This is a genomic window from Nocardia harenae NBRC 108248 (genome assembly GCF_001612885.1).
Taxonomy (GTDB): domain Bacteria; phylum Actinomycetota; class Actinomycetes; order Mycobacteriales; family Mycobacteriaceae; genus Nocardia; species Nocardia harenae.
This window is the reverse complement of the sequence record NZ_BDBH01000011.1, coordinates 125,599-149,190: the sequence shown is the minus strand read 5'-3', so window position 1 is coordinate 149,190 and position 23,592 is coordinate 125,599. Positions and strand designations below refer to the sequence as shown.

At 73.5% G+C, this 23,592-nt stretch carries 21 protein-coding genes; 9 read left to right on the top strand and 12 right to left on the bottom strand.

What is annotated here, in order from left to right; genetic code table 11:
- Window positions 1-5: 5 nt before the first annotated feature.
- The 4 genes from NH2_RS21960 to NH2_RS21945 all read right to left on the bottom strand — a co-directional run bounded on the left by NH2_RS21960 (window position 6) and on the right by NH2_RS21945 (window position 4,888).
- Window positions 6-1,367, bottom strand: a complete 1,362-nt coding sequence (locus NH2_RS21960; protein ID WP_067657550.1) for an aromatic ring-hydroxylating oxygenase subunit alpha — start codon at window positions 1,365-1,367, stop codon at window positions 6-8.
- 19 nt (window positions 1,368-1,386) lie between these two features.
- Entirely contained in the window at window positions 1,387-2,232 is an 846-nt protein-coding gene (locus tag NH2_RS21955; RefSeq protein WP_067657547.1) for an SDR family NAD(P)-dependent oxidoreductase, read from the bottom strand.
- Window positions 2,229-3,839: an SMP-30/gluconolactonase/LRE family protein gene (locus NH2_RS21950; RefSeq protein WP_067657544.1), complete on the bottom strand. Its 1,611-nt coding sequence runs from the start codon at window positions 3,837-3,839 to the stop codon at window positions 2,229-2,231. The genes NH2_RS21955 and NH2_RS21950 overlap by 4 nt, the downstream gene beginning before the upstream one ends.
- Window positions 3,840-4,081: 242 nt before the next feature.
- The gene (locus tag NH2_RS21945) at window positions 4,082-4,888 is read right to left on the bottom strand and encodes a FadR/GntR family transcriptional regulator (RefSeq protein WP_067657541.1); all 807 of its coding nucleotides are present in this window, start codon (window positions 4,886-4,888) and stop codon (window positions 4,082-4,084) included.
- 122 nt (window positions 4,889-5,010) lie between these two features.
- Between NH2_RS21945 and NH2_RS21940 the strand changes: the two genes are divergently transcribed.
- The 5 genes from NH2_RS21940 to NH2_RS28970 all read left to right on the top strand — a co-directional run bounded on the left by NH2_RS21940 (window position 5,011) and on the right by NH2_RS28970 (window position 10,447).
- A complete protein-coding gene (locus tag NH2_RS21940; RefSeq protein ID WP_067657538.1) occupies window positions 5,011-6,180 on the top strand; it encodes an acyl-CoA dehydrogenase family protein in 1,170 nt (389 codons plus the stop codon).
- 236 nt (window positions 6,181-6,416) lie between these two features.
- Window positions 6,417-7,355: an acyl-CoA dehydrogenase family protein gene (locus tag NH2_RS21935; RefSeq protein ID WP_067657535.1), complete on the top strand. Its 939-nt coding sequence runs from the start codon at window positions 6,417-6,419 to the stop codon at window positions 7,353-7,355.
- 4 nt (window positions 7,356-7,359) lie between these two features.
- Window positions 7,360-8,130 carry an enoyl-CoA hydratase/isomerase family protein gene (locus tag NH2_RS21930; RefSeq protein ID WP_067657532.1) on the top strand — a complete coding sequence of 257 codons (771 nt, stop codon included), beginning with the start codon at window positions 7,360-7,362 and terminating at the stop codon, window positions 8,128-8,130.
- Window positions 8,127-9,311, top strand: a complete 1,185-nt coding sequence (locus tag NH2_RS28975) for an acyl-CoA dehydrogenase family protein (protein WP_067657529.1) — start codon at window positions 8,127-8,129, stop codon at window positions 9,309-9,311. The genes NH2_RS21930 and NH2_RS28975 overlap by 4 nt, the downstream gene beginning before the upstream one ends.
- Complete coding sequence (locus NH2_RS28970) at window positions 9,308-10,447, top strand: acyl-CoA dehydrogenase family protein (protein ID WP_067657526.1); 1,140 nt, start codon at window positions 9,308-9,310, stop codon at window positions 10,445-10,447. The genes NH2_RS28975 and NH2_RS28970 overlap by 4 nt, the downstream gene beginning before the upstream one ends.
- Before the next feature lie 138 nt (window positions 10,448-10,585).
- On the opposite strand, the gene NH2_RS21915 is transcribed toward NH2_RS28970, so the two are convergent.
- From NH2_RS21915 to NH2_RS21895, 5 genes are all read right to left on the bottom strand, one after another.
- Complete coding sequence (locus NH2_RS21915; protein ID WP_067657523.1) at window positions 10,586-12,259, bottom strand: class I adenylate-forming enzyme family protein; 1,674 nt, start codon at window positions 12,257-12,259, stop codon at window positions 10,586-10,588.
- A gap of 14 nt (window positions 12,260-12,273) precedes the next feature.
- Window positions 12,274-13,755 (bottom strand): FAS1-like dehydratase domain-containing protein, encoded by a 1,482-nt coding sequence (locus tag NH2_RS21910; RefSeq protein WP_245650709.1) that lies wholly within the window; start codon window positions 13,753-13,755, stop codon window positions 12,274-12,276.
- A gap of 9 nt (window positions 13,756-13,764) precedes the next feature.
- Window positions 13,765-14,748, bottom strand: coding sequence for an acrylyl-CoA reductase (NADPH) (acuI, locus tag NH2_RS21905; RefSeq protein ID WP_067657520.1), 984 nt, complete (start codon window positions 14,746-14,748; stop codon window positions 13,765-13,767).
- 123 nt (window positions 14,749-14,871) lie between these two features.
- On the bottom strand, window positions 14,872-15,636 hold the full coding sequence (locus tag NH2_RS21900) for an SDR family NAD(P)-dependent oxidoreductase (protein ID WP_067657517.1): 765 nt from the start codon (window positions 15,634-15,636) through the stop codon (window positions 14,872-14,874).
- A complete protein-coding gene (locus NH2_RS21895) occupies window positions 15,633-17,138 on the bottom strand; it encodes a class I adenylate-forming enzyme family protein (protein WP_067657513.1) in 1,506 nt (501 codons plus the stop codon). Before NH2_RS21895 ends, NH2_RS21900 begins: the two co-directional genes overlap by 4 nt.
- 59 nt (window positions 17,139-17,197) lie before the next feature.
- Here NH2_RS21895 and NH2_RS21890 point away from each other — a divergent pair, with 59 nt between their 5' ends.
- The 4 genes from NH2_RS21890 (at window position 17,198) to NH2_RS21875 (ending at window position 20,805) form a co-directional block, all read left to right on the top strand.
- On the top strand, window positions 17,198-18,364 hold the full coding sequence (locus tag NH2_RS21890) for a CaiB/BaiF CoA transferase family protein (protein WP_067657510.1): 1,167 nt from the start codon (window positions 17,198-17,200) through the stop codon (window positions 18,362-18,364).
- The gene (locus tag NH2_RS21885) at window positions 18,361-19,632 is read left to right on the top strand and encodes an acetyl-CoA hydrolase/transferase family protein (protein ID WP_084505769.1); all 1,272 of its coding nucleotides are present in this window, start codon (window positions 18,361-18,363) and stop codon (window positions 19,630-19,632) included. Before NH2_RS21890 ends, NH2_RS21885 begins: the two co-directional genes overlap by 4 nt.
- Entirely contained in the window at window positions 19,632-20,399 is a 768-nt protein-coding gene (locus tag NH2_RS21880) for an enoyl-CoA hydratase/isomerase family protein (protein ID WP_067657507.1), read from the top strand. Before NH2_RS21885 ends, NH2_RS21880 begins: the two co-directional genes overlap by 1 nt.
- Window positions 20,400-20,496: 97 nt before the next feature.
- Entirely contained in the window at window positions 20,497-20,805 is a 309-nt protein-coding gene (locus NH2_RS21875; protein WP_067657504.1) for a 2Fe-2S iron-sulfur cluster-binding protein, read from the top strand.
- Window position 20,806: 1 nt separating this feature from the next.
- Here the strand turns inward: NH2_RS21875 and NH2_RS21870 are convergent, their stop codons facing one another.
- From NH2_RS21870 to NH2_RS21860, 3 genes are read right to left on the bottom strand one after another with little or no spacing between them, the layout of a single operon-like run.
- Window positions 20,807-21,736 (bottom strand): NADPH:quinone oxidoreductase family protein, encoded by a 930-nt coding sequence (locus NH2_RS21870; protein WP_067657501.1) that lies wholly within the window; start codon window positions 21,734-21,736, stop codon window positions 20,807-20,809.
- 1 nt (window position 21,737) lies between these two features.
- Window positions 21,738-22,508 (bottom strand): enoyl-CoA hydratase-related protein, encoded by a 771-nt coding sequence (locus NH2_RS21865; protein ID WP_067657498.1) that lies wholly within the window; start codon window positions 22,506-22,508, stop codon window positions 21,738-21,740.
- Window positions 22,505-23,533 (bottom strand): phosphotransferase family protein, encoded by a 1,029-nt coding sequence (locus tag NH2_RS21860; RefSeq protein WP_067657495.1) that lies wholly within the window; start codon window positions 23,531-23,533, stop codon window positions 22,505-22,507. Before NH2_RS21860 ends, NH2_RS21865 begins: the two co-directional genes overlap by 4 nt.
- Between the last annotated feature and the right edge of the window lie 59 nt (window positions 23,534-23,592).

The window sequence follows — 23,592 nt, the reverse complement described above, 5'->3', positions numbered from 1 at the left end:
CGATGTCAGATCAGGTCGGTGGGCTCGCCGGTGCCCATGTACGCGGCGAGATTGCGGTGCAGGTTCGCGACGCTGCGCTCGCGGTACGGGTTCGGCTTCGGCCCGGAGAAGCCGCGCGACTTCATGCCCTGCTGCACCGCGGCCATGTTGTCGAAGTCCTGCGGCAGCACGGTGCGCCAGCCGGGGTCGCCGACCGGGGTGTACTCCCACTCGGTCTCCGGCTCCTGCCCCTCGGGGAAGAGCTCGAAGACGGCGGCCTCGAAGATGCACTTGTCCGGGTCGGTGCCGTAGGGGCGGAAGCGGTAGCAGAGCATGTTGTTCACCGCGTGCCCGATCTGGAAGTTCGGGAAGATCTGCCACGCGGTGCCCGCCTGGGCGACCACCGAGGGGTCGACCTTGGGCCAGTCCACGCCGCGCGCCTGGTCCTCGGCGCGGGCGGTGTCCAGCCAGTAGCGCAGCACCTGGTCGCTCGGGGTGCCCTCGGGCAGCTCGTCGACCAGCCGGTTGGCCACGTCGACCAGGGTGCGGGTGGTGTTGGTGTTGGCGTTCTCCCAGGTGAAGTTCTGCAGCTGCGCGGTCGCGACCCTGGCGTCCGGGCCGCCGCCGACGCGCAGCTTGGCCTGGTTCTCCTCCATGCCCTTCGGCGCGTCGTACCCGATATTGGAGTGCTTGCCCTGCGGCCGCGCCCAGCCGAGGAAGCTGCCGAAATTGGCGAACTCCGGGTGCGTGTACGGCACGTGGTAGGTCTCCATGAACGCCTCGAAGGCGACCTTCCAGTTGCAGTCGAACTCCACCCAGCGGCGCCAGCGGTACCGCATCTTCTCCAGCTCGAAGTGCTCGAGCAGCGCGGCGGCCGGGTTCAGGTAGTCGCGCAGCGGCTCGGCGTCGGGGTCCATGTTGATCCAGAGCCAGCCGCCCCAGGTGTCCACCCTCACCTGGTTCAGCCCGTCGTTGCGCTCGGTGAGGGCGCAGTTCCAGTCCGCGCGCTCGGGCACGAAGGTATTGCGGCCCTCCAGGTCGTAGCGCCAGCCGTGGAAGCCGCAGACGAACTGCTTGGCGCTGCCGCGGGCGTCGTGGCCGCCGGGCGGGGTGTCCACCAGCCTGCGGCCGCGGTGCGCGCAGACATTGTGGTAGGCGCGGAAGGTGTCCGCCGCGGTGCGCACCACCAGGATCGAGTCGTCGGCGATGTCGTAGGTCAGGTAGTTGCCGACCCGCGGGATCTCCTCCACCCGGCCGACCTGCTGCCACACCTTGGCCCACAGCCTGTCGCCCTCGGCGCGGGCGTACTCGGGAGAGATGTAGGCCTCGACGCCGATTTGGACCGGCGTCGACAGCAGTTCCGTTGGATTCTCGGCGGTTTCGGTCATGACATTCTCCCGATCGGGTTCAGCGGGTGATCGCGGCGCGGAAGTCCTCGTTCTCGAGGAACAGCGACGTGTGGTCGGAGCCCAGGTGGGTCCACTTGAGGTTCAGCCCGCCGTCGACGAGCAGGGTCTGGCCGGTGATGTAGCTCGACAGGTCGGAGAGCAGGAACAGGATCGGCCCCGCCTGCTCCGCCGGGGTGCCGCGGCGGCCCATGGCGATGGCGGTGCGGTCGCGCTCCTGGTCGTCGCCGACGTAGGCGGTGGAGGCCGGGGTGGCGGTGACGCCGGGGGCGACCGCGTTCACCCGGATGCCGGTCTGCGCCAGCTCCACCGCGAGCGTCCTGGTCGCGGCGACCAGCGCGGCCTTCGCCGTGCCGTAGGCGATGTGGTACGGCGCGGTGTTCATGCCGCTGATCGAGGAGAGCGAGACGATCGAGCCGGGGCGGCTCCGTTCCCTCAGCTCGGCGGCGACCGCCTGGCTGAGGAAGAACATGGTCTCCAGGTTCTGCGCGAAGAGCGCGCGCCAGTCCGCGCGGGTGACGCGGGTGGCGGGCATCCAGGTGGCCGGCGCGGCGCCGCCCGCAATATTGACCAGGCCGTGCAGCTCGCCGTCGGCGGTGCGGGCGCGGTCGACGATGCTCTCGACGCCCTCGTCGGTGCTCGCGTCGGCGGCGTGCGGGATCACCGGAAGTCCCTCGGCGGCAAGCGGTTCCACGTGCGTGGCGAGGTTCTCCCGGCCCCGGCTGACCGCGATCACGGTGGCGCCCGCCCTGGCGATCAGCCGGGTGACGGCGGTGCCGATGCCGCCGCCGCCCGCACCGGCCACGATGACCACCCGCCCGGCCAGGCCGAGATCGATATCGCTCATGCCTGGATCCGGACCGCGAGGACGCTGCCCTCGGCGTCGGCGGAGACGTAGACGGTGCCGTCGGGGCCGGCGGTGATGCCGGCGAAGGGGCCCATCGGGCCGGAGAACGGCGGGGTGCCCTTGAGCGGCTTGGCGGTGACGCCCTCCGGCACGCCGAGCGGGAGTTCCGCGGCGAGCGTCTGCCGCGCCTTGGTCACCAGGTCGACCGCGATCAGCGCCTTGAGCCCGACGTCGACGATGAGCAGCTGGTCGCCGCGCACCAGGATGCCGTGCGGGGTCTCCAGGCCGTCCACCACGGTGTCGACCCCGCCGGTGCCCGCCGCGACGATGCGCCCGGCGCCGGACTCGGAGACCAGGACCGCGTTGTCCGGGCCGAAGGCGACACCGATCGGGCGCTGCAGCCCGGAGGCGAGCACCTCGGTCTGCCCGCCGCGGATCGAGGCCACCTTCCCGGCGCCCGCGTCGGCGGTGACGATGGTGCCGTCGGCGGCCACCGCGATCCCGTACAGCTGGTCGAAGCCGTCGGCGATGATCGTGGTCTCCGGCTCGGGGCCGTGCCGGTAGGTCACCACCTGCCCGAGCGAGGTCGAGCCGACGAACTCGGCGACGCCGGTCGCGGTCACGCCGCGCAGGTAGCCGGGGGTGTTGAGGCTGAACAGCGAGGCGACCACCGCGAGCTTGCCGTCGCGGAACTCGTAGAAGAAGGTGCCGTCGGCGACGTAGAGCGTGCCGTCGGGAGCGACGGTGAGATCCAGCGGCCACAGCAGCCCGCCCGGCAGGATCGACCTGCTCTCGCCGCCGCCGAGCACCTCGTTGATCTGGCCGTCGAAGCTGGAGACGAAGAGCCGCCCGTCCACGAAGGTGCAGTTGTCCAGGCCGGGCGCGAGCTGGGCGAGCAGCTCGCGGTTGCCGGTGCGCGGGTCGATGCGCAGCACCTGGCCGGAGCCGGCCTGGGTGGAGACGATGAAACCGGCGGCGTCGAACTTCACCGAGTCCGGGCCGGCCAGGTCGCCGACGACCCGCTCCGGGGTGCCGCCGTCCGGGTCGATGCGCCAGATGTCGTTGGTGCCCATGACCGGGTAGTAGAGGAGCCCGTCCGGGCCGACCTCCATCGCGTTCGGCATGGGCAGGTTGTCCTGCAGCACCACCGGCGCGCCGCCGTCCAGCGGCAGCTCCATGAGCCGCCCGCCGATCCGGCACTCGTTCACGAAGAGCCTGCCGTTGTGCACGGTGATGCCGTTGGCGCCGGGCAGGTCGTCGCGGAGCACCCGGCTGCTGCCGTCGGCGCCGCGCACGCTGACCCGCGCGTCCATGTACTCGGTGGCGATCAGGTTGCCCGCGGGGTCGAAGGCGATGTCGTCGGGGGCGACGATGTCGCCGCCCTTGGCGCTGATCGTCTCCAGCGCGCCGGTCCGGACATCGAGCGCGCTGATCTGGCTGCCCGCGACCTGCGCGATGTAGATGCGGTTGTCCGGGCCGGTGCGGAGACCGTTGGCGCCGAAGAGCCGGCTCGGCGGCGTGAGCCGCTCGACGCTGACGCCATCGGCGAGGGTGAACGGTGTCGTCGTGCGGTAGCGCGCCCCTGCAGTCAAGGCGGGCCCTCCCATGCGATCGGAGGATGATGTGTCGCGGGCCACGCTACGTCAATCCTCACAAGGATTGCAATACTTGCCGGATGCAACGAAAACCCCTGGCAGATAGGGGTGCTCGATGTGCTCCGATCAGGGCGCGCGGAACCGGCCGGCGCCGGGCGTCGCGTTGCCGAGGTGCCGGAATGCGGTATGAACGATTACGAGAATGATATTACCGAACCCGCGCGGAACTGGGGCTCGATCGGTGTAACCCGGTCTCAGAGCCGGGTACGGGAGACCGTCTGCACGGCGAGCCGGGCACCGGCCGATGACGCGTTCACCACGCCGCCGTCGAACTGCTCCAGCACGACCGCCTGGCTGGCGGCGAGGTGGGTCCGGTAGAGCCGCTCCGCCTCGGCGGCGCGGCCCGCCTCGATCTCCCGCGCGATCCGGCGGTGCGTGCGCACGACCGCGTTCGCCTCCTCGCTCGAGGGGTATTCGCCCTGCTCGGTGCTGGCCTCGGCCCAGGCCTCCTCCTGCGCCGACCAGAGCGCGACCAGCGTGCTGACCACGTAGCGCACGGTGAGGTTGGGGGTGTGCGCGACGATCAGGTCGTGGAATTCGCGCGCGGTGTGCGTGAAGGCGACGCCGTCGTCGAGCAGCTCCGCGGATTTCTCGATGTTCTCGGTGAGCACCGGCACCACGGTCTCCGCGCGGTCCGGGCGGCCCGCGCACTCGGCGGCGCACATCGGCTCGAGCATGCGCAGCCCGGCGGCGAGATCGCCGAGCGTCACCCGGGCGCCCTGCAGGGCGAGGCCGAGGTGGTAGGCGGCGGAGGTCTCGTCGGGGCGGTGCACCTCGGCGCCGCCGACATTGCCGCGGCGCACGGTGACCAGCCCCTCGGTCTCCAGGATGCGCAGCGCCTCGCGGATCGAGGGGTAGCTCACCCCGAAGTCCTGGACCAGCTGGTCCTGGGTGGGGAGCCGGTAGGTCTCGTCCCCGGCCAGGATGCGGGCGCGCAGCTCGGCGGCGACGGTCTCGGCGATGCGGCGCTGCGGCACCCGGCCGCGTCGGGCGTTGGTCACGCTGTCCGCCCGTCGCCGGTCTGCGCGCGGGTCACCCTTACCGTCATGGCGGCAGTGTAGTCAGCGGCCGATGACCCTACAAATATTGCTATCCTTATGAGGATTGAAGTACCGTGCGACGCATGGACTTCACGATGGGCGAGGCCGCCTCGGGTCTGCGGGGCGAGCTCCGGCGGCTGATCGCCGCGGAGGTCCCGGAGGGCTTTCTCGGGGCCTTCACCGACGATCCCGCCGATCTCGCGGTGGCGCAGCGGTTCTGCGGGGTGCTCGCCGAGCACGGCCTGCTCTGCGCGGCCTGGCCGGAGCGGTTCGGCGGGCGCGGCTCCTCGGTGTGGGAGCAGACCGTGGTGCGCGAGGAGATGTGGGCGCAGCACGAGCCGCGCGGCGCGCAGTACATGGGCGTGAACTGGGTCGGGCCGACCATCATGCGGCACGGCACCGAGCGGCAGCAGCGCGAGCACCTGCCGCCGATCGCGCGCGGCGAGGTGATCTGGTGCCAGGGCTTCAGCGAGCCGGACTCCGGCTCCGACCTGGCCTCGCTGCGCACCGCGGCGCGCCGGGACGGCGACGGCTGGCAGATCTCCGGCCAGAAGATCTGGACCTCCTACGCCACCATGGCGCAGTGGTGCTTCCTGCTCGCCCGCACCTCGGCCGGCGGCCGGAAGCAGCAGGGGCTCACCGTCTTCCTGCTGCCCATGGAGGCGCCGGGCATCGTGGTGCGGCCGATTCGCTCCATGCTCGGCCCGCATCACCTGAACGAGGTGTTCTTCGACGGGGTGCGCGCCACCGAGGCCGATGTGCTCGGCCGGGTGGACGAGGGCTGGTCGGTGGTGCAGGAGGTGCTCGCCTTCGAGCGGGTCGGGATCGCGCGCTACGCCCGCTGCGAGCGGCTGCTGCAGGCGGCGCCCGAGGTGCTCGCCGAGCGCTGGGAGACCATGCCCGCTCCGCTGCGCACCCGCTGGGCGCGGATGCTCACCCGCGCCCGCCGGGCTCGGCTGCTCGCCTACCAGGTGATCGCCGCCCAGAGCACCGGCACGGTGGCCCCCGCCGACACCGCCGCCTATCGGATCGCAGTCACCCGGCTGGATCAGGAGAGCGCGGCGCTGCTCACCGAGCTGGCCGCGCACGTGCCGGACGAGCAGGGGGCGCGCCGGCGCTTCCGGCGCGCGGTGGACGACCACTGGCGCTACGCGAATGCCGCCACGGTGGCGTCCGGGAGTATCGAGATGCAGCAGATCCTGCTGGCGCGCTCGCTGCTCGGCGGGGTCCGGCGGGCCGGGGAGGCGGCGTGAGCGCGGACGCTTCGGCCGGGAGGGTGGGCGGCGCCGCCGGTGCTGCGGCCTTGGCGGGTGCCGCGGGTGCTGCGGCCTCGATAGGTGCTGCCGGTGCTGCGGCCTCGGCGGATGCCGCGGGTAGGGCTGCCTCGGCGGGTGTTGCGGGCGAGGTTGCCTCGGCGGCCGGGGCGGGTGGGGCCGACGGGCGTGCCGACGAGCGGGCTGCCGTCGTGCGGTCCGCGGAGGGGAACGCTATGCGGATCGAACTCGCCGACGAGGCACGGGAATTCGGGGCGCAGGCGCTGCGGGCGCTGCGCGCGGCCGGTGGCGACGAGCTGGTGCGGGCGGCCGAGGCCGAGCCGGGCAGGCGGGGCGAGCTGGTCGCGCCGGTGCTCGAGCGGATCGGCGCCTGGGATCTGGCGCCACACCGGGACCCGGTGGAGCTGGAGGCGGCGGCGGCGCTCTGCCGCAGCGCGGGCTACTGGGCGACGCCGTACCCGGTGGCGGAGCGGCTCGCGCGCCCGGCCGACCTCGACGTGGACGCGCTGATCGCGGTGTCGGGCCCGGAGCCGGCCGCGGCGCTGGCCGGAGTCGAGCTTCGGGTCGCCGCGGTGGACCCGGCCGGGCGGCGCGGCGCCGTCCGGGTGCTGCCCGCCGCCGGTCCGGCGCGCGAGACCGCCTTCGTGACCCCGGTCGCGGTCGACCGGATCGACGGCACCGGTGATCCGGCGCTCGCGCTGACGCTGCCCGCCTGGACGCTGCTCGGGCTGCTCGACCGCGCCGTCGAGCTGGCCCGCGAGCACGTGCTCGTCCGCGAGCAGTTCGGCAGGCCGCTCGCCGAGTTCCAGAGCGTGCAGTTCCAGCTCACCGATGCCGAGGTGGAGCGCAAGGGGGTGGAGATGCTGGCCAGGTACGCGCTGTGGAGCATCCAGGCGGGGCGCCCGGACGCGGTCGCCGACGCGCTGGCGCTGCGGCTGGCCGCGCTGGAGGCGGCGGAGATCGTCTTCCGGGTGGCGCACCAGGTGCACGGCGCGCTCGGCTTCTGCGACGAGGCCACGCTCTCCTGGCTCTCCCGGCACAGCCTGCCGCTGCGCCGCCTCCCGTTCGGCATCACCGGCACCGAGGACGCGCTGGCGCGCCGGATCGGCACCGCCGGGCTGGCCGGGCTCTTCTCCGAGCCGCGGGGGGTGTGACGGCATGCCGCTGCCCCCGGGGCTCACCATCACGGCGGACGGGCCGGTGCGGACCGTGCTCATCGACCGCCCGGACGAGCTCAACGCCGTGAACGCCGACCTGCACCGCGCGCTCGCCGAGGTCTGGCGGTACCTGGCCGCCGACACCGGGGCCAGGGTGGTCGTCCTGACCGGCGCCGGGCGCGCCTTCAGCGCGGGCGGCGATCTGGACTGGATCACCTCGTTCCTGGACGATCCGGTGGCGCGGGACGAGAGCATCAGGGAGGGCGCGCAGATCATCGAGGAGATGCTGCGCTTCCCGCTGCCGGTGATCGCCGCGGTGAACGGCGCCGCGATGGGGCTCGGCGCGAGTATCGCGGTGCTCAGCGACGTGGTGCTGATGTCGGAGCAGGCGTATCTCGCCGATCCGCACGTGGCGGTCGGGCTGGTGGCGGGGGACGGCGGGGCCGCCTTCTGGCCGCTGCTCACCCCGATTCTGCGGACCAGGGAGTTCCTGTACACCGGGGACCGGATCGATGCCGCGACCGCCGTCCAGGTGGGGCTGGCGAGCCGCGTGGTCGCCCCGGAGGCGCTGCTGGACGAGGCGCGGACGCTGGCGCACCGGCTGGCCGCGCAGCCGGTGGAGGCGCTGCGCGGGACCAAGCGGGTGGTGAACATGTACCTGTCGCAGGCGCTCGGCGGGCCCATGCAGGCGGGGTTCGCGGCGGAGGTGGTGTCCATGCAGACGGCGGAGCACCGGGATCGCTTGCTGGCGCTGCGGAAAAGGGCGCGATGAGCGCGGCGATATGGCCCGCGGATCTCGGGGTCTTCCGGGAGCAGGTGCGGGAGTGGTGCCTGCGCGAGATTCCCGCGGACTGGCGGGCGGCGCAGACCGGCGTGACCGGCGCGGAGTTCGTCGCGTTCCAGCAGGACTGGTTCCAGCGGCTGCGGCGCGCGGGCTTCGCGGTGCCGCACTGGCCCGCCGAGTACGGCGGGGGCATGCCGGTCGCGCACCAGACGGTGCTGTACCAGGAGCTGGCCGCGCACGACGCGCCCCGGCTGGTACTCGCCTTCGTCTCGGTGCACCATGCCGCGGCCACCCTGCTCGGCGCGGGCAGCGCGGAGCAGCGGCGCAGGCACCTGCCCGCCATCCTGGACGGCGAGATCTGGGTGCAGGGCTTCTCCGAGCCCGGCGCGGGCTCGGACCTGGCCGCGCTGCGCACCGCCGCCCGCAGGGACGGCGACGACTACGTGGTGACCGGGCAGAAGGTGTGGGCCAGCGGCGCCCAGTACGCCGACTGGTGCCTGCTGCTCGCGCGCACCGACCCCGATGCGCCCAAGCGCCGGGGCATCTCGTACTTCCTGCTGGACATGCGCACCCCCGGCATCGAGGTGCGGCCCATCCGGCAGGCCACCGGCGACGCGCATTTCTGCGAGATCTTTCTGGACGAGGTGCGCATCCCGGCCGCCTGCCTCGTCGGGGCGGAGAACGAGGGCTGGCAGGTCGCGCAGCGGACGCTCGGCGCCGAGCGCGGGCTGACCATGCTCGAGCTCGCCGAGCGGCTCGGCCATGCGGGTTTCCGCTGGCTGGTCGAGGCGGCGCGGGCGCACGGCGACCCGGTGATCGACGACCGGCTGGCCGCGCTGGAGATCGAGCTCACCGGGCTGCGGGCGCTCTGCCGCGACCTGGTGGAGCGGCACGAGGCCGGGACCGCGGGGCCGGCGGATGCCTCGGTGGTGAAGCTCTGCTACAGCGAACTGCTGCAGCGGATGACCGATTTCGGCGCCGAGCTCAGCGGGGTCGGCGCCCACACCGTACTGCGCAAACCCCTGTCCGGTGGCTGGGAATCCGGCGCCTGGGTGCTGGACTTCGTCGGGTCGTGGGAGTGGACCATTCCCGGTGGGACCAGCGAGATCCAGCGCACCATCATCGGGGAGCGCGGGCTCGGGCTGCCGCGAGAGCCGGTGGTGCCGTGAACGCCTTCGCCGAATTCCACGACGAGCTGCGCTCGGTCGCGCGGGAACTGCTCGGAAAGGCCGGGGCGGGGCCGGTGCCGTGGGACGCCGTCGCCCTCGCCGGGTGGCCGGGGCTGGCGGCGCCGGAGGAGTTCGACGGGGCCGGGGCCGGGGCCGCCGAGGTGGCGCTGCTGCTGACCGAGGTCGGGCGGGCCGCCGCGCGGACCCCGCTGCCATCGGTGCTGGCGCTGAGCGTGCCCGCGCTGCTCGCGGTGGGCGCCGGACCCGTGCGGGACGAGCTGCTTCGCGCGGTGATCGCGGGGCACGGTGTGCCGGTCGTCGCGCTCGAGGCGGGGGACGGGCGGGCGCCGGGAGGCGCGTGGGCGGAGCCGGGAGGCGCGTGGCAGGAGTCGGGCGGCGCGCGGCCGGAGCTGGGAGGTGCGCGGGCAGAACCGGGAGGCGCGCGGGCGGGTTTCGCGACCGCGTTCCGGCTGGCGGATGGCGTCGTGTCCGGCGCGGCCGACGTCGTGCTCGACGCCCCCGCGGCGGATGTGCTGCTGATCCCGGCGCTGGACGCCGACGGTGCGCCGGTGCTCGCCGCGGTCGATCCCGGCGCGGTGTCCGTGGCCCCGGTGCCGCTGGTCGATGCGACCAGGACGGTCGGCTCCGTCGTCGCCGAGGGCGTGGAACCCCGCGCGGTGTTGCGCTTCGAGCGGCGGGCCGCGCTCGGGGCGCGGGCGGCGCTGGCGACGGCGTGCGATTCGCTGGGGATCGCCGAGGCCATGCTCGACGCCACCGTCGCCTACGTGCGGGTGCGGGAGCAGTTCGGGCGCCCGGTCGGCTCGTTCCAGGCGGTCAAGCACGCCTGCGCCGACATGCTGGTCCGGGTGAGCGTCGCGAAGCACCTGGTCGCCGAGGCGGTCGGTGTGCTGGAGAGCTCCGCACCGGGCGCGGAGACTGCCGCGAGCATGGCCAAGGTGTATGCCACCGAGGCCGCGGTGGCGGTCGCAGGCGCCGCCATGCAGCTGCACGGCGGCTACGGCTACACCTGGGAGAGCGGCATCCACGCCTACCTCAAGCGCGCCACCCTCAACCGCGCCCTCTTCGGCACCCCCGCCACCCACCGCCGCACCCTCGCCGCCCGCTACCGCGGCTGACCGCGTCCCGATGCGGCGGCGACGAAGCGACCGCGCTCGGCGGGAACGCGCGCGAGGGGCTCCGGGACCGACCCCGTTGTCGGCACCCGGAACCCCTCGCACGCACCTCCGGCACCACACCGTTGTGGCGCCGAAACCTCAGCCGGCCAACCGCTTCGCGGCCAGCTCCCGCAGCTCCGACGACTTGATCTTCGCGCTCCCGGTGAGCGTGAACTCCTCCTCCGCGAAGTGCAGCACGTGCCGCGGCACCTTGTAGCTGGCCAGCCGCTCGCGCAGGAACCCGCGCAGCGCCTCGCCGTCCACCTCGGCCCCCGGCTGCGGGACCACACAGGCCACCACCACCTCGCCGAGCGTCTCGTGCGGCACCCCGACGGTCCGCCCCACCTTCACCCCGGGGAAGCGGGCCAGCTCCTCGTCCACCTCGAGCGGCGAGACATTGGCCCCACCGGTCTTGATGATGTCGGTGAGCCGCCCCTCCCAGTACAGCCGATCCACATCGTCCAGGTACCCGCCGTCGCCGGTGTGGAAGTACCCGTCGGCATCGAGCGTCTCGTCCAGCGGAATCCCGAGATAGCCGAGCATGAGCGTCGGGCCCTTGACGCAGATCTCCCCGCTCTCGCCGCGCCCGAGCACCGCCCCGGTGAGCGGGTCGGCGATCTTCACCGTCACCCCGGGCAGCGGCGGCCCGCTGCTGCCCGCGTGCACCTCGTCCGGGGTGCGGGCGGGGTAGCAGGTGGTGATGGTGAAGGTCTCGGTGTTGCCGTAGGCGTGCCCGCACTCGGTCCAGTCCGTGGTCACCGTGCGGTGCGCGGCGGCCGGGGTGTGCCTGTCCACGAAGGTCAGGCTGCTCAGGTCGGCCTCGGCCCAGTTCGGCGCCCCCGCGAGCTGCGCCCACTGGTGCGGCCACGCCACCGGGAAGGTGACCCGCTCGGACTCGATGAGCGCCACCGCCTCGGCCGCGTCGAAGAGCCGCTGCAACACCAGCGTTCCGCCGGCGGCAAGGGTGGCGCCGAGCGCCTGGCCGAAGTTGCCGGACCAGAAGAAGCCGTTGGCGGTCCAGCAGCGCACGGTGTCGTCCGGGCCGAAGCCGAACATCCGCGCGAAGCGCCACATCTGCACCGCCACCCCGCGGTGCGCGCTGCGAATCCCCTTGGGCTTGCTGGTGGTTCCCGAGGAGAAGAAGAGCACGGCGGTGTCACCGGGCTGCACGGAGTCCGCCGCGGCGTGCACCAGCTCGACCGGCTCGTCCGCCCCGCGCGCGAGGAAGGTCGCCCACTCCTCGACGGCCCCGCCCCGCGCCTCCCCGACCACGGCCAGGTGCCGCAGGAACGGGTACGCGGCCGAGCGCAGCGCACCGGGGGCGGTCTCGGCGAGCGCCGGTTCGAGCTCGCCGAGCACCGCCGCGAAATCGGCCCGCGCCACGTGCCGCTCGAAGAGCAGCACCGAGACGCCGGAGACGCGTAGCAGGTGGTCCAGCTCGGCCGGGGTGGAGAAGGTGCTCAGCGCCACCGCCACCCCGCCTGCCAGCGCGGTGCCGAAGACGGCGGCCAGCCACTCCGGCCGATTGGTCATGAGCACGCCGACCCTGGAGTCCTTGCCGACCCCGGCGGCGCGCAGCGCCTGCGCGACCTCGACGGCGTGCGCGTGCAGATCCCGGTACGTCCAGCTGACGCCGCCGGGGACACGCAGCGCCTCCCGATCCCCGTAGCGCGCGGTCACCTCGCGCAGGAAACCGGGCAGGGTGAGCGGGCCGAGGCCGGGTTCGTCGGCGAGCGGCGGCCCCGCGGCGATGGCGGGGGAGACGGTGGTCATGGTTCCGGTGCCCCTCAGTGCGGGAGTTCGATCTCGGCCAGGCAGCTGACCAGGGTGCCGGAATTCTGGTCGGTGAGCTTCAGCTTCACCTGCACCAGCGGCACCCCCCACGCCGAATCCGTTATCTTGTCGACGATCTCGGCGTCGAAGTAGGTGACGTCGCCCTCGAAGGCGGGCAGCCGGAAGTCGGCCCTGGTGTGCCGCACCAGGCCGTCGTTGCCCGCCCAGTAGGCCAGGTAGTCGGTGCACCAGGCGCCCATGGTGGCGCCGTAGCCGTAGGCCCTCGCCATGCCGACCTCGCCCGCCCTGTCGCCGTCGATGTGCCCGCGCGAGGGGCCGACGTAGAGGCCGTCGCGCTTGCGCGGGTCGATCTTGGCGCCCTCCTCGTCGAACTCGAACCCCTCGGTCCAGCCCGGATCCTGGTTGATCCACGGATCCGCGATCCCGGGCGGCGCGACCCAGCCGAAGGTGCCCCAGATATTGAAGAGGAAGGCGCGGTACTCGGTGGTGAAGGTGGCGATGCTGTGCGGGCCGATCACCCGGCGCGGCAGCTTGTCGCCCACCTTCACCTCGTCGAAGTGCGGGGAGACGCCGAGCCGGTTGGAGAGGATCCACTCGTGCCGCAGCTGCTCCACCTCGGTGAGCTCGGCGGCGGTCCAGCGCTTCACCTCGCCCAGCTGGTTCTCGTACATGCCGCGCTTGTTCGCCTCCTCGGCGAGGTAGCGGATGGCGGTGGAGCGCTCCCTGGCGACCAGCGTGCCGTGCTGGTTGCGGTGCGTGGTGTCGCCGCGGGAGAACATGGTGGGCCCGGCGAACTTGGTCTCGGCCACCTTGTAGTCGTGGAAGCGGCGCTCCTGGAACAGGGTGTCGCCCGGGCGCACCGGGGCGCCGTAGAACCACCACTCCTCGCCGCCGAAGATCAGGTGCGAGCCCGGGATATGGCCGACGCACGCGGGCTGCGCGCCGTGCCCGTAATCCAGCGCCACCGCGATGGACTGCGGGGCGACGAGCCCGCCGTAGCGGGATTCCCGGGCGAACTCGTGATCCCAGTGCAGGGGGTTCGGGTAGTCCATCGCCATCACCCAGCGGCGAATGTCCGAGGTGCTGCACGGATCCCACAGCTGGCCGCCGCCGACGGGCTTGCCCACCCGGTGGTCGACATCGGAGAGATCCAGCTCGACGCCGCCCGGCGGCGTGCTCGCCGCGCGGCGCGCGGCCTTCCGCGGCGCCGCGGCCTTGCTCGGGACGGCGGCCTTGCTCGGGACGGCGGCCTTGCTCGGGACGGCGGCCTTGCTCGGGACGGCGGCCTTGCTCGGGACCGCGCCCGTTGCCACGGCTGCCTCCGCCGCCGCGCCGCTCTCGGTTGCCGCTTCAGCCCGCGCCGCCGCGGCCTTGCTCGCGGTCTTCCGCGCGGCGGCGCCGGTCCCGGCCGTCTTCCGCGCGGCGGCGCCGGTCCCGGCCGCCTTGCGCGGCGTCGCGGAGTTTCCAGTGCTCACGGTTGCTCCTCAGCGATTCACGTCGACGACGAAGCGACCGCGCACGGTGCCGTCGATGAAGCGGTCCGCGGTGGCGATGGCCTCGCTCAGCGGGATCTCGGTCGCGATCGTCTCCAGCACCGCGGGGTCCAGATCGCGGGCGAGCCGGTCCCAGGCCTCCAGCCGGCGCGCCTTCGGCGCCTGCACGCTGTCGATGCCGAGCAGCGTGACCCCGCGCAGGATGAACGGCGCGACGGTGCCGGGCAGGTCCATGCCCTGCGCCAGCCCGCAGGCCGCGACCGCGCCGCCGTAGCGGGTCTGCGCGGCGGCGTTCACCAGGGTGTGGCTGCCCGCGGTCTCGACCACGCCTGCCCAGCGCTCCTTCTGCAGCGGCTTGCCGCGCTCGGCCAGCTCGGCCCGGTCGATGACGGTGCTCGCGCCGAGCCCCTTCAGGTAGTCCGCCTCGGCGGCCTTGCCGGTCGCCGCCGCCACGGTGAATCCGGCCGCGGTGAGCAGCGCGATGGCGACGCTGCCGACGCCGCCGGTCGCCCCGGTCACCAGGATCTCGCCGGCCGCGGGCGTGACCCCGAAGCGGACGAGCGCCGCCACCGACAGCCCCGCCGTATACCCGGCGGTGCCGATCGCCATGGCCTGCCGCGCGTCGAAGGCGGCGGGCAGCGGAATCAGCCAATCGCCGTTCAGCCGGGCCCGCTGCGCGAGCCCGCCCCAGTGCGTCTCGCCGACGCCGAAGCCGTTCAGCACCACCGCGTCACCCGCCGACCAGTCCGGGTGGCTGCTCTCGGCCACGGTCCCGGCCAGGTCGATACCGGGCACCATGGGGAACGTCCGCACCACCGGCGATGTCCCGGTGATGGCGAGGGCGTCCTTGTAGTTCAGGGTCGAGTAGGCGACGTCGACGGTAACGTTCCCCTCCGGGAGCGCCGTGTCGTCCACGCTGGTCAGCGCCGTGGTGGTACCCGCGTCGCCCTTCTCGATGAGTAGTGCCGAAGACATTGCCGAGAGTGTCCTTCCTCCGGTCGGAGCCAATTCGCATCGCTGATGAGAATTAGATTCTCCTATGGGTAAAATTATGCTTTCATCCTGGTGTTCGGGTGTCAACCGGCTCGCGCCGGAAGTTCAGCGGGCGGTCCAGCCGCCATCCACGACGACGGTCTGCCCGGTGACGTAGCGCGCGGCGTCGCCCGCGAGCCAGGTGATGGCGCCGACCAGGTCCTCGGCGGTGCCCTCGGTGGGCAGCGGGGTATTGCGGCGCAGGTAGGCGGCGCCCCGCTCGTCGTCGTAGAGGCTGTCGGTGATCTCGGAGCGGAAGAAGCCGGGCGCCACCGTGTTCACCCGGATGGAGTGCTTCGCCCACTGCACCGCCAGCTCCGCGGTGAGCCCGGAGAGCCCCGCCTTGCTCGCCGCGTAGGAGGCCTGCGGAATCCCGGGCACCCCGACCCGCCCGCTGATCGAGGAGACGTTCACGATGGCGCCGCCGCCCGCGTCCCGCATGTGCGGGAACACCGCCTGGGCCAGCAGGAACGGCGCCACCAGGTTGAGCCCCAAGGTGTCGTGCACGGCGTCGAGCGGCTCGTCCTCGGCCCGCGCGGTGGTGAACCGGTTGCCCGCGGCGTTCACCAGGATGGTCGGCGGGCCCAGGTGCTCGGCGACCGCCGGGATCACGGTGGCCAGCTGCTCCGGCGCGCCGAGATCGCGGGCGACGGCGAGCCCGTCGATCCGCGCCGCCAGCTCGGCCAGCCGGTCCGCGCGCCGCGCCACCACCGCGACCCTGGCGCCGAGCCCGGCCAGCGATTCGGCGACGGCGGCGCCGAGCCCGGAGGAGGCGCCGGTGACGACGGCCACCCGGCCGGTGAGGTCGAAGAGCCGCAGCGCCGGGTTCACGGCTGCCCCGTGACCAGCGCGGCGAGCCCGGTGCGCTCGACCTTGCCCATGGCGTTGACCGGCAGCGCGTCCACCCGGCTCCAGATCTCCGGCACCTTGTAGCCGGCCAGCTCGCGCCGGCAGAGCGCCGCGAGCTCCTCGAAATCGACCGCGGCGCGGGCACTCTCGACCACGGCCGCGACCTTCTGGCCGAGCCGTTCGTCGGGCACCGGGCAGACCGCCACCTTGGTGACGTCCGGATGGGTGGCGAGCACCCGCTCCACCTCGAGGGGGTAGACGTTCGCGCCGCCGCGGATGATCACCATCTTCTTGCGGTCGAGCACGCTGAGCCTGCCCTCGGCGTCGACGGTCCCGATATCGCCGGTCGCGAAGGGCCCCGGCTCCGGTGCGCGCACGCCGCCGTCCGCCCAGTAGCCGAGCGTCGGCCGCCAGAGCCCGGCCCATGGCCCCGCGGTCGCGGCGGCGAGCCGGAGTTCGCCGAGCGCGCCTGCGGGCAGCCGGTTGCCCGCGTCGTCGTAGGCGGCCACGTCGAGGTGTGGCTGCACGATGCCGCTGCTGCCCCGGTGCCAGTCGGAGCCGGGCGGGTCGATGGCGACGACGGTCGGCGCCTCGCTGAGGCCGTAGCTGGCGCGCGGCACGATGCCGTGCGCGGCGGCGAAGGCCGCGCGGACCGAGTCGGGGGTGTCGCTGCCGCCGCTCCACGCCTCGCGCAGCGAGCCGAGGTTCGCCTCCGGGCGCCGGGCCAGGTCGTAGAGCTGGGCGGGGGCGCCGTTCCAGACCGTCACGGCGTGCCGCTCGATCCACTCGGCCACGCCCGCGGCGTCGCGACGGTCCATGATCACCGCGCAGCCCTGCGCCTGCGCGGTGGTCAGGGTGGAGAGCACCAGCATATTGAGGATGGTGAACGGAAAGCTGTCGCCGCGGCGGAGGTCGGGCCCCCAGCCGCGGGTGGCCACGGTGACCGCACCCGGCAGCAGCAGGTTGCGCTGGCTGTGCACCACCGCCTTCGGGCGGCCCGAGGTGCCGCTGGTGAAGCCGATCCCGGCCGGCGCGTCGATATCGTGCTCGAGCGCCGGGATCGGCCCGGCCGCGGCGAGCAGCGCCGCCCAGCGGTCCGGGTGCACGGCCGCGCGGGACTCCGCCTGCCAGCGCGGCCCGGCGAGCACCGCAGCCGGCTCGATCAGATCGTGCAGGTACTGCTGCTCGGCCGGGGCCAGCGCCTCGCCGATCCCGGCCCAGATCGCGCCGATCCGCTGCGCGCCGTGGAAGGCGGCGACGATGTCGAGATCGTTGGGCAGGCACGCCGCGACCCGCTGCCCCGGCCGGACGCCGAGCGCCCACAGCGCCCCGGCGGCGCGGGCGGCCCGCGCGTCGAGTTCGGCGTAGCTCCAGGTGCCCGCGGCGGCGATCACGGCGGGGGCATCGGGCCGCGCGGCGAGGGCGCCGTCGAGCACGGCCGCGATCGGGCCCGGGGTGCGGATCTCGCCGATGAAACTGTCCACCGCTCCTTGATACCACTATCCTTGCAAGGATTCATCAGATAGCGGCGGAAGAGGACGCGATGAAGCACACAGGTCCGCTCTCCGGGGTGAAGGTCATCGATCTGACGGCGATGGTGATGGGCCCCTACTGCACGCAGATCATGGCCGACATGGGAGCCGAGGTGATCAAGGTGGAGCCGCCGCGCGGCGACGACACCCGGTACATCTCGACCGGCCCCGAGCCGGGGATGAGCGGGGTCTTCGTCAACGTCAACCGGGGCAAACGCAGCGTCGTGCTCGACCTGCGCAGCGCGGACGGGGCGGCCGCGCTGCGCGAGCTGGTGGCCGGGGCCGATGTCTTCGTGCACTCCATGCGGGCCGCCGCCATCCAGCGGCTCGGCTTCGGCTACGCCGACGTGGCGGCGCTGAATCCGGGCATCGTCTACACCAACTGCTACGGCTACGGCCGCCGCGGCCCGGACGCCGACCGCCCCGCCTACGACGACACCGTGCAGGCCGAGTGCGGCATCCCGGCCGCGCAGCAGATGCTCACCGGCACACCGGGGTACATGGGCAGCATCGTCGCGGACAAGGTGGCCGGGCTGACCGCGGTCTACGCCACCACCATGGCGCTCTTCCACCGCGAGCGCACCGGGGAGGGGCAGGAGGTGGAGGTCGCCATGTTCGAGACCATGGCGGCGTTCATGCTGGTGGAGCATGCCAACGGTCGCCTCTTCGACCCGCCGCTCGGCGCGGCCGGGTATCCGCGGGCGGTGACGCCGAATCGGCGGCCGTACCGCACGGCCGACGGGTACCTGGCGGCGCTGGTCTACAACGACAAGCACTGGGCCGCGTTCGTCGGCGCGGTGCGCCCCGCCTGGGCCGGGCCGGAGTTCGCCACGCTGGCCCAGCGGGCGGCGCGCATCGACGAGGTGTACGGGCTGCTCAGCGCCACCTTCGCCGAGCGAACCACGGCCGAGTGGCTGGAGCTGCTGCGCGAGCTGCAGATCCCGGCCGCCGCGGTGAACTCGCTGGACGACCTCTTCGACAACGAGCACCTCAACGCCGCGGGCTTCTTCCAGACGGTGGACTCGCCGCACGGACCGCTGCGCTTCCCCGGCCCGCCCGCCTGGTTCTCCCGCACCCCCGGCCGAATCGCGGGCCCCGCGCCCAGGTTGGGCGCCGACACCGACGAAGTCCTCGGCGGCCTTCGGCACGGTGCGTCCGCGAACGGCTCGGCCCGGTGACGGCCACCGTCGCACTCGCCGACCTGGACCTGCGCACCATCCTCCGCCCCGGCGACCACATCGTCGCCGGCCAGGCCTGCGGCGAACCCACCGCGCTGATCGAGGCCCTGATCGAACAGGGCCCCGAGCTCCCCGACCTCTCCCTCTTCATCGCCACCAGCTTCTCCGGCCTCCTCACCCCGGCCGCCGCCAAGGCGTTCCGCCCGGTGAGCATGGGCGCCATCGGCGCGCTGCGGGCCCTCGCCAAGGCCAATGTCCTGGACGTGATCCCCTGCCACGTGAGCCGGGTCGGCCCCATGATCGAGGCGGGCGCCATCCCCTGCGACGTCGCCTTCGTCCAGGTCGCCCCGGCAGCCGAAGACGGCACCCACAGCCTCGGGCTGATCAGCGACCACGTCCTCGCCGCCGTCCGCGCGGCGCGCGTCGTGGTGGCCGAGGTCAACGACCGCGTCCCGCGCACCGCGGGCGTGCGCATCGCGGCCGCGGAGATCGACTACGCCGTCCCGGTCTCCCGGGATCCGGTGCAGGTACCGCCCGCCCCGATCACCGAGCTGGACGAGGAGATCGCCCGGCACGTCGCCGAGTTCATCGGCGACGGCTCGGTGCTCCAGGTCGGCATCGGCGCCGTGCCCGACGCCGTCCTCCGCCTGCTCGGCGACCGCCGCGACCTCGGCGTGCACTCCGGCATGCTCGGCGACGGCCTGGTCGACCTGGTCGAGGCGGGCGTGATCACCAACGCGCGCAAGCGCATCGACGCCGGCGTCTCGATCACCGGCGCCCTGATCGGCACCGACCGCCTCTACCGCTTCGCCGACGGCAACGAGCGAATCCGCATGTGCGACACCGCCTACACGCACGATCCGGCGGTGCTGGCCCGGCTGGACCGCCTGGTCACCGTCAACTCCGCGGTCGAGGTCGACCTGACCGGCCAGGTCAACGCCGAACAGAGCGGTGCCGCGTACCTGGGCGGCTCCGGCGGCCAGGTCGACTTCGTGCGCGCGGGCGCCCGCTCGCCGGGCGGCCACGCGGTGGTCGCACTGCCCGCCACCGCGCGGGGCGGCACCGTCAGCCGGATCACCGCCGCGCTCGCCGGCCCGGTCACCACCGCGCGCAGCGACGTGGACGTGATCGTCACCGAGTTCGGCGCCGCCGAGCTGGCCGGGCAGACCCTGGCCGAGCGCGCCCGGCGGCTCGTCGCCGTCGCGCACCCCGACTTCCGAGACGACCTGGAGCGCGCCGCGAGCGAGATCCAGCGGAGAGGATTCTGATGAGCGACGACGCCGTGCTCTTCGACGCCCGCCCGGACGGCATCGCCGTCCTCACCCTCAACCGCCCCGACACCCGCAACTGCCTGGCCGAAGACGTGCGCGACGGCCTCTTCACCGCCTGGGAGCGCTTCGAGCGCGACCCCGCGCTCCGGGTCGCCGTCCTCACCGGCGCGGGCCGCACCTTCTGCGCGGGCGGCGACCTGAAGGAGATGGTGGCGAGCGGCATGGGCGTGCCGCCGCGCGACATGTTCCCGCTGCCCTACGACACCATCGAGCTGACCAAGCCAACCATCGCCGCCGTGAACGGCCCGGCCTTCGCAGGCGGCTGGATGATCGCGCAGGCCTGCGACCTCTGCGTGGCGGCGAGCACCGCGACCTTCGCCGTCACCGAGGTGAAGGTGGGCCGCAGCTCGCCGTGGGCCGCGCCGCTCATCCACATGATCCCGCAGCGCGTCATGATGGAGATCCTGTTGACCGGGAAGCCCATCGACGCCCGCCGCGCCTACGAGATCGGCTTGGTCAACCGGCTCGCCGAGCCGGAGCAGCTGCTGGAGACCGCGCTCGACCTGGCCCGCGACATCCTCGCGGGCGCACCGCTCTCGGTGCGCGCCGCCAGGGAGACGGTCATGCTCGCCACCGAGATGGGCCGCTCGGCCGCGCTGCAGGCCGCCAGGCACGCCGCGACCCCGTGCTACGAGAGCGCCGACGCGCAGGAGGGCCCGCGCGCCTTCGCCGAGAAACGCCGCCCGGAGTGGACCGGGCGCTGAGCGCCAGGGTGGTTGACCGGCTCCGCGCGCCCGTGCTAAGCATGTGCTCAGCTTTCACGCTGAGCGATCGCTCAATCTCGACCAGGGGAGTACCGCCATGGCCGGAAACGCCAATGAGCCCGCCACCGTGACGGCCGTGGAGGCGACGATCCTGCTCGACGGCCGCACCGAGACGGTGCGGCTCGCGACCGACGACACCGTGCTGGAGGCCGCCCGCAGGGCCGGGCTGAACCCGCCCTTCGCCTGCGAGGCGGGGAACTGCGGCACCTGCATGGCGGTGCTGCGCGACGGCCGGGTGGAGATGCGGATCAACGACGCGCTGACCGATGAGGACCTCGCCGAGGGGTACGTCCTCACCTGCCAGTCCGAGCCGCGCACCCCCGCCATCACGATCGAGTACGAGTAGGTCACGGCTCGATCAGCACCTTGCCGACGGCGCGGCCGTCCGCGACCAGCCGGAGCGCGGCGGCGGTCTCCGCCAGCGGGTAGCGCGCCCCGATGTGCGGGCGGACCGTGCCGTCGGCGAGCAGTGCCGCCAGCTCGGCCCTGTGGGTGCGGTAGAGCTCGGGGTCGAGGTCGCCGATTCGGCAGCCGAGCAGCTGAATCCCCTTGATGAGCACCAGGTTCAGCGGGATGCGCGGGATGACGCCGGAGGCGAAGCCGATGGTCACGTAGCGTCCGCCGCGGGCCAGCGAGCGCAGGGCGGGCTCGGCGACGTCGCCGCCGACGGGGTCGAGGACGGCCTGCGCGCCGTCCGGGAGCGCGGTGCGCAGTGCCGCGCGCAGATCCCCCTTCGAGTCGACGGTGGCCGCCCCGTAGCTCCGCGCCACGGCACGCTTCTCCGGCGTGGAGGCCACCGCGGTGACCTCGGCCCCGAGTGCGGTGGCGAGCTGCACCGCCGCCAGCCCGACCCCGCCGCCCGCGCCGAGCACGATCACCCGATCGCCCGCGCCGACCCGCGCCACCGCCCGCAGCGCGTGGTAGGCCGTGCCGTGCGCGACCCCGGCCGCCGCGGCGACATCGAACGGCACCCCGTCCGGAATGCGGTGCAGCGCATTCGCGCTCACCAGCTCGGCGAAGGCGCCGGTGATCCCGGTCCCCGTCACCCGCTCCCCGGCCGCGAACCCGCCGCCCGCCACCTCCACCACCCCGGCGAACTCGCTGCCCACCACGAACGGCGGCGGCACCGTGACCTGATACCGCCCGGCGACCAGCAGCACATCCGGGAAGTTCACCGCCGCGGCGACCACCCGCACCGCGGCGGATTCCGGCTCCGGCAGCTCGCGCACCTCGACCACCTCCGGCGGCCCGTACGCCGGGCACACCGCGGCGCGCACCTCAGCGCCCCCGCCACACCGGCGGCCGCTTCGCCAGGAACGCCCGCGTCCCCTCGGCCGCGTCGTCGCTGGTGAAAACCGTTTGCTGCCAGCGCTTCCGCCGCTCCGCCGCCCGCGCGGAATCGGTGACCGTGAGCCGCACCAGCTCCTTGCAGGCGGCCAGCCCGAGCGGGGCATTGGCGGCGATCCGCTCGGCGTACTCCAGCGCGGTCGCGAACACCAGGTCCGGGGTGACGACCGCGCTGAACAGCCCGAGCTGGTACCCGCGGGCGGCGGTGATCGGCGCCCCGGTGAGCGTGAGCTCCAGCGCGATGTGCACCGGAATGCGCGCCCCGATCGCGGTGCCGCCCCCGCCGGGGAAGAGCCCGCGCCGCACTTCCGGGAAGGCGAAGGTGGCGTTCTCCGCCGCGATCAGGATGTCGCCGCCGAGCAGCAGCTCGAGCCCGCCGCCGACCGCCGAGCCGTTCGCCGCGGCGACCACCGGCACGCTCAGCTCGCCCGCGGTGAGCCGCAGGTACCCGACGGCGCCGGGCGAGGTGTCGCTGAACTCGGCGCCTGCGGCGAAGGCGCGCAGGTCCATGCCGGAGCAGAAGGCGCGGTCACCGGCGCCGGTGAGCAGCAGCACCCGGATGGCCGGGTCGGCCTCCGCCGCCAGCGCCGCCGCGCCGATCCCCTCGATCATCGGCACCGTGAGGGCATTCCGCGCCGCCGGGCGGTTCAGCCGGATGACCCCGACCGCGCCGTGCCGCTCGAACTCGAAGCCGGCGCTCATCCGCGGTACCCCGTGCTCTCGGCGAGTTCGGCGGCCGAGCGCATGAGCTCGGGCACGATCGGCCCGAAGGCGAGCAGCTTCTCGTCGCCGCCCGCGCGCTGGAACCCCTGCTCCAGCACGATCGCCAGCTTCCACTGCGCGAGCACCAGGTAGTAGTCGAGGTCGTCGACCTGCCTGCCGGAGACCGCCGCGTAGTGCGCGGCCACCTCCTCGCGGGCGGGCAGGTGTCGCATGTCCACGTAGGCGAAGGCGCCCGGCTCCGGGTCGGCGGTATTCTCCGGCCAGCCCTGCAGCATCCACGCCAGGTCCAGTTTCGGGTCGCCGACGGTGCCCATCTCCCAGTCCACGATGGCGGCCAGCCGGGCCGGGCCGCCGTGCCGGTACATGACATTGGCGAACTGGTAGTCGCCGTGCATGATGCCGGGCACGAAATCCAGCGGGCGGTGGGCCTGCAGCCAGGTCGTCGCGGCCGCCATGCCATCCAGTTCGCGGCCCCTGATCCGCTCGAAGAAGCCGGTCCAGCGCTCGACCTGGCGGTCGTGGAAGCCGTCCGGGCGGCCCAGGTCGCCGAGGCCCCGGCCCCGCCAGTCCACCCGGGAGAGCAGCGCGATGCCTTCGGCGAGCTCCAGCGCCAGCCCGCGGCGGGCCGCGATATCGCCGTCGAAGGGGTCGGGCCAGGCCTTCTGGTGGTCCATGGGCGACCAGCCGTCCACGAAGCCCATGAGGTAGAAGGTGCGGCCGAGCACCGCCGGGTCGGTGCAGACCGCCAGCGCGGGCGGGTGCGGGACATCGGTGCCGTCCAGCGCCGCGATGATCCGCCACTCCCGCAGGATGCCCCGGTCCCGGTCCGGCGGCGCCGCCGCGGGCGGAATGCGAAGGGCGGCGCGGAAATCGGCGCGCGCCACCTCGTAGATCTCGTTCTGGGTGCCGCCGGAGAGCAGCCGGGTGCGGAGCGGGGCGCCGGCGCCGGGCAGGCCCGCCCCATCCATCCAGGCGGCCAGCCGCGGGGTGTGCAGGTCGGTCATCGCACCTCCAAGTCCGCTTGAGAATAAGCCTCTCATGATTCAGAATGCAATTCTGAGAG

What these genes read in the sequence shown, in the direction of transcription:
- NH2_RS21960 (WP_067657550.1), bottom strand. Translation starts at nt 1,367, where the DNA reads ATGACCGAAACCGCCGAGAATCCAACGGAACTGCTGTCGACGCCGGTC.
- NH2_RS21955 (WP_067657547.1), bottom strand. Translation starts at nt 2,232, where the DNA reads ATGAGCGATATCGATCTCGGCCTGGCCGGGCGGGTGGTCATCGTGGCC.
- NH2_RS21950 (WP_067657544.1), bottom strand. Translation starts at nt 3,839, where the DNA reads ATGGGAGGGCCCGCCTTGACTGCAGGGGCGCGCTACCGCACGACGACA.
- NH2_RS21940 (WP_067657538.1), top strand. Translation starts at nt 5,011, where the DNA reads ATGGACTTCACGATGGGCGAGGCCGCCTCGGGTCTGCGGGGCGAGCTC.
- NH2_RS21935 (WP_067657535.1), top strand. Translation starts at nt 6,417, where the DNA reads ATGCGGATCGAACTCGCCGACGAGGCACGGGAATTCGGGGCGCAGGCG.
- NH2_RS21930 (WP_067657532.1), top strand. Translation starts at nt 7,360, where the DNA reads ATGCCGCTGCCCCCGGGGCTCACCATCACGGCGGACGGGCCGGTGCGG.
- NH2_RS28975 (WP_067657529.1), top strand. Translation starts at nt 8,127, where the DNA reads ATGAGCGCGGCGATATGGCCCGCGGATCTCGGGGTCTTCCGGGAGCAG.
- NH2_RS21915 (WP_067657523.1), bottom strand. Translation starts at nt 12,259, where the DNA reads ATGACCACCGTCTCCCCCGCCATCGCCGCGGGGCCGCCGCTCGCCGAC.
- acuI (WP_067657520.1), bottom strand. Translation starts at nt 14,748, where the DNA reads ATGTCTTCGGCACTACTCATCGAGAAGGGCGACGCGGGTACCACCACG.
- NH2_RS21890 (WP_067657510.1), top strand. Translation starts at nt 17,198, where the DNA reads ATGAAGCACACAGGTCCGCTCTCCGGGGTGAAGGTCATCGATCTGACG.
- NH2_RS21880 (WP_067657507.1), top strand. Translation starts at nt 19,632, where the DNA reads ATGAGCGACGACGCCGTGCTCTTCGACGCCCGCCCGGACGGCATCGCC.
- NH2_RS21875 (WP_067657504.1), top strand. Translation starts at nt 20,497, where the DNA reads ATGGCCGGAAACGCCAATGAGCCCGCCACCGTGACGGCCGTGGAGGCG.
- NH2_RS21865 (WP_067657498.1), bottom strand. Translation starts at nt 22,508, where the DNA reads ATGAGCGCCGGCTTCGAGTTCGAGCGGCACGGCGCGGTCGGGGTCATC.
- NH2_RS21860 (WP_067657495.1), bottom strand. Translation starts at nt 23,533, where the DNA reads ATGACCGACCTGCACACCCCGCGGCTGGCCGCCTGGATGGATGGGGCG.